This is a genomic window from Massilia soli, assembly GCF_016809835.1.
Taxonomy (GTDB): Bacteria; Pseudomonadota; Gammaproteobacteria; order Burkholderiales; family Burkholderiaceae_D; genus Telluria_A; species Telluria_A soli.
Window position 1 is genome coordinate 1 of sequence record NZ_JAFBIL020000018.1, and the last position, 4,386, is coordinate 4,386.

The 4,386-nt window shown below is 52.9% G+C and carries 4 protein-coding genes; all 4 read left to right on the forward strand.

The window, feature by feature from the left end; genetic code table 11:
• Positions 1 to 583 precede the first annotated feature (583 nt).
• The 4 genes from I4X03_RS22870 (at position 584) to I4X03_RS22885 (ending at position 4,238) form a co-directional block, all read left to right on the forward strand.
• The gene (locus tag I4X03_RS22870; RefSeq protein WP_223471413.1) at positions 584 to 1,018 is read left to right on the forward strand and encodes a DUF6678 family protein; all 435 of its coding nucleotides are present in this window, start codon (positions 584 to 586) and stop codon (positions 1,016 to 1,018) included.
• A gap of 614 nt (positions 1,019 to 1,632) precedes the next feature.
• Positions 1,633 to 2,085, forward strand: a complete 453-nt coding sequence (locus I4X03_RS22875) for a hypothetical protein (RefSeq protein WP_223471415.1) — start codon at positions 1,633 to 1,635, stop codon at positions 2,083 to 2,085.
• Between the two features lie 140 nt (positions 2,086 to 2,225).
• A complete protein-coding gene (locus I4X03_RS22880) occupies positions 2,226 to 2,567 on the forward strand; it encodes a hypothetical protein (RefSeq protein ID WP_223471417.1) in 342 nt (113 codons plus the stop codon).
• A gap of 987 nt (positions 2,568 to 3,554) precedes the next feature.
• Positions 3,555 to 4,238: a hypothetical protein gene (locus tag I4X03_RS22885; protein WP_223471419.1), complete on the forward strand. Its 684-nt coding sequence runs from the start codon at positions 3,555 to 3,557 to the stop codon at positions 4,236 to 4,238.
• Positions 4,239 to 4,386 lie beyond the last annotated feature (148 nt).

A 4,386-nucleotide genomic window follows, 5' to 3' on the forward strand; every position in this document is an offset into this window, starting at 1 on the left:
CCGTTTTTTCGACGATGCCGCTTCCGCCAAAAATCGGGAAACCGCTGAAATCATCAATTGATCAGCGCTTCCCTAGGCGTCAGCGTAGTTCCTTTCCTGGCAGAGTATTTCCCTCATACGAAGAAGGCTCAAGGCCGAGTCGCTTTGATTTTCCACGCTGTCCGATTCGCGCGCGAATCGGAGGCCGCCTTTAAACTAGGACTTCTTGCCCTGACTGACAAGGCAACGTTGGTTCGTTATCGAGCATGCGGTCTCTGTGCCTACTCTCTGAGAAAAGACGCGATTCCACATCTGGAGCGCCTCTTGGACCACGCAGACGAGAAAACGGTGGACGATGCGCGAGCCGCGATCGATGCCATACGCCGTAAAAATCACCATTACTTCATTGATCGCAGTCACTCGAACAGTACATTTTGGGAAGTCAATCCCGAGGATGTCCGTTACTGACGACGTCCGCTGGGGGGCGACAGCTGCCTGTCGTGACAGTCGGTGACTTTTCCGGCTCGGCAACCTGCTATGCTGCTTCGAACGGCCGAGATCGGCCAAGAGCGGACGGTCGCACCAAACTATATTTAGGGCTAGCATGAATGAATTGCCGAGCGCCGGAGCAGGCCACTATGATGTGATGCGCAAAAAAATTGACTTTGCTGTGACTGCTAGAAATCTGGCACGTGCGTCGAACAATACTCGTTGGGATGCACTGATCAATTACTTTCGCCATCAGACGGAATGGCGTCCGTCTTACCGAACCAAGTTGGTTACAGGAGATATCTCCGGGTGGGACGTCGAGTGGTTCTACCACTTGCCATTTCCGTTTGCGCTAGTGGAGTGGTTCGATATCGGTCTGCAGCAGAATGTTCGCCCGAAAGGCAGACTGCTTCCGCCTACCACTATCGACCACACCGACGAAATTTCGAAAGTTGTTGAGGAGATTGGTTTCGAATTTGAAGTTCGCGGCGACGTACTAAGAATCTGGGGTTACCTGCCGAAATCCTATGAGGATTTTCCTCCCGTCTGATCGGTCGTGGAAGGTCCGCAATGGGTCGACAGCTGCCTGTTGTGACAGTGGTGACTTTTTCGGTTCGACAACCTGCTATGCAGCTTCGAACGGTCGAGATCGGCCAAGAGCGGTTATTCAAGAAATTCGGAGCCGCGCCATCACTACCTCACCGCACAGTACACATATGCGAAACGCTGCGAGAGTAACTACCACAGTCGCTGGGTTGGCAGTCGCTGCGTACTGTATTTTCTTTGGCTGGAAGGTTCATCAGTCGCCGCTTGCATATAAATCAATGGATTTCAATCACGACGGCAGGGTGAGCTTCAGTGAAGCGGACTATGCATCCACATTCGGGACACGGAGAGTCATGGACCGTGGGCGGTACTGCACGGAATACTTTGCTTATAAGGACGGGCTGCCATTGAAATTGGTCTGTCGTGACTAACGAGATAAACGCTTGGCTTTCATAGGCTCAACGACTTGCGGCATATGCTGAGTGAGAACATCGTCTTTGGGACGATAGTGGTCCATGGTAATAGACTGCTGTCGGCCAGAAGCAGGCGTACAACGGCCCTCCAATTCTTAGGCCCCGTTAGGGAACAATCGTGTAATCGGCTATGAGAGGAATCACCATGGCAACTTGGCAGTTTGTTGTTAGCTTGATCCCGTCCCGATGGTGCGGCATAGCAGGGAACGGCACGGCCCAATTGGTCGACCGCGACGGGTACGGCGACCTAAGCTCTGCCTGGCAACAGTATCAACCTGACGCGATGATCGTCTCGTTAATATCGAAAATTCTGCCCCCGTCTGCGTCTTGGCACGAGGATCTCAAAATCTGGGGCGATGAGACTGGAAGCGATATTCACGTCTCGTATGCAGGGACGCAGGTGGAGTCGGTGATAGCGCGTATCGACACCCGAACCGACACCGCGCGAATGTGCGCGAGCGTTGTGGAACTTGCACGGACATTGGATTGCTGCTTGTATCTGGGGGCTGCGAGGTTGATCATTCCTTCGGACGTTACCGAACTTGGCAAGGCTATCGCGACTTCGACCGCGGCCCAGTTTTCAGCGGCGCGGCGCTAATTCTGGCGTAATTTCTCTAGCGGTCGCCTTGAGTGAAAAGCCTACGGCGGGTTGTTTGTGGGCACGAAGTTTAGACGACCGCAATCGGCCAGAAGCAGCCCTTATCAGTACTGCATCACAACCAGAAAAACTCACATCAGATGAAGATCACAGTAAAGAAGGTCGCATTCTTTCTAGTTGCAGGCGTGTTGACTGGATGGGCAGTCAGCGTGCGGATGCAGAATGATCCATACCATGCAGAAGTGCTGAAATTCGTAAAAGGCAATCAGCAGGTCATCAATCAGGTAGGGCCGGTTAGTTCTGCAAAACTTGTCGGTATTACGTCCGTCCAGAGCGCCATAAGTAACGATGAAAAATTAACCCCGGGCTATGACCTTTATCGCGTGAGCGTACGCGGAGAACGATCTTCGGTACGAGTTACCGTTGAACGTAAAGCCTCGCAGAATGGGAGCAGCGATTTTCGGGTCGAGTCGATTGAATGAGGCGTGCGACTGATGTGAGAGCGAATCTCCTGGTGGCGCGGCGTGTAGGTCCGCTTCGGGTCGGTTCCGGTCCTTCGTGACATTCCGCGGATTTTTCCGCTCGTAAAGCTGCTACGCTGTTGCCAAAGGCTGCGTTCGGGCAATTCCGGACCTTCGTGCGGCCTCCGCCATTTGCTTGGCACTGGCGCTCACCTATCGGCTTCAGAAATATTCATTTGATTAGCGCTCACATCTGAAGGATTTAATGTTCAACTTTCTTCACCCACGTCCGGTCGTCGACGGCCGCGCGGTCGCAATGCAAATCGCGGAGCAAAAAGCGTCAGCCCGACAGGACACGCGAACGCTGATCGTCTCTACCAAGAGCACCTTGTCGACGGAACTTACCAAAAAGCAGTGCGGGGGCTCCGAGAAATTGTAGTCATCCGCTTTGGTTCGGGTGCGGACGCTACAAAATGGCTTCAATCGGCCAGAGCAGACGACCGATTAACAGCACTGCAGATGCACAGCAACTAGCTAGATGGGGCAACATGGATTTTCTGTACTACGGCGTGTTTTTCGTCGTTTATGGTTTCGCTTTCTGGCACTATTCCCGATCGGTCGCTAAACGACGGGTTGCCGCGCTCACTGATCGCTTACAGTTTGGCGCAGGACTGCGGATCTTGAGTTTCCTCGGATTGCTATTTCTCGCGATAGCGCCGCCGTTAACCGAGCTATTCGTCCGTCTAAGCTATGGACGGCTCGACGATGTGGCTTTCTTGGCATTTGGGAGCGCGTGGCTCGTTTCAGCGCTACCTGGCGTCCTGGCAGGCCGGTGTGTACTAAAGGCTGGCGGCATAGACCCGGATGAAGGGGCGTAGCGCGAATTCTGCCATTTTCGATGGTCCGCTATGGTCGGAAGCTGCCGAGGCCGACGGCTGAAATCGGCCACGAGCAGACTCTAACTAGTTTGCGTTTGCCGAGTATTGCTGACGGAGAAGAACATACACAATGCCCGTATTATTTCACGAAGCGAACCAGCCACCGATAATGATAAGTTTCCACAACCTAGAAGATTCTGATGTCCTTACCATCTATTTGGAGCAAGATCATCGCCTTTTCTTCATGGAAGTCCTTACTCCAACAGGGAAAAAGTTCAAACTACAGGCCAGCAACGAAGATGGATCTCCGATGGAGGTGGCAATCGGAGGATTGCGCGTCGTAAGTAATTTCAACAGTCGGGACAACATACGAAGCTTGGGAGAACTCGAGAGCATAGGCCGGGACGAGGACCGGCTAGTCCTCGAGGGCGACTTTGGTGATATTTCTCTCAACGCAACGAAAATCGATATCGAACAAGTGCTTCCGTTCTTGCCTGAAAATGAACACGACAGCAGCGAACATTCCCACAATCTCCCAAACATGAGGAAGCTCCTCACAGTTCACGAGTGCATTGAGGAGCGCGGCCGCGGACAAATGCTTGTTGGGTTAGCCGAAGGAGAAGGCCCTGTTATCCATAAGCAGCAGAACTTTACCTTGGTCACTAAGGGTGGAGCCCTTCACTCAGCGACTGCCATCAGAGTCGAATACTTCAACATGTATCGTAGCGATGTCCTGCAAATAGGTATCTTGGTCGGGGAACAGCTCGCAAACGTCGGTTGGCTCATCGATTCCGATATTTGGATTGCTAGCTAATCCTAGATGGTAAATCGCGTAGACGACATCGCTCTGAAAATGAACGCTACCGGGGGTCTGCAACCGGCCAGAAGCAATGGGATGGACTCCTCCTCCCCAACGGGCACCGTGGTGCCTAAACTGGAGTTTGCACACAACCAGTTTGAAG

What these genes read in the sequence shown, in the direction of transcription:
- I4X03_RS22870 (WP_223471413.1), top strand. Translation starts at nt 584, where the DNA reads ATGAATGAATTGCCGAGCGCCGGAGCAGGCCACTATGATGTGATGCGC.
- I4X03_RS22875 (WP_223471415.1), top strand. Translation starts at nt 1,633, where the DNA reads ATGGCAACTTGGCAGTTTGTTGTTAGCTTGATCCCGTCCCGATGGTGC.
- I4X03_RS22880 (WP_223471417.1), top strand. Translation starts at nt 2,226, where the DNA reads ATGAAGATCACAGTAAAGAAGGTCGCATTCTTTCTAGTTGCAGGCGTG.
- I4X03_RS22885 (WP_223471419.1), top strand. Translation starts at nt 3,555, where the DNA reads ATGCCCGTATTATTTCACGAAGCGAACCAGCCACCGATAATGATAAGT.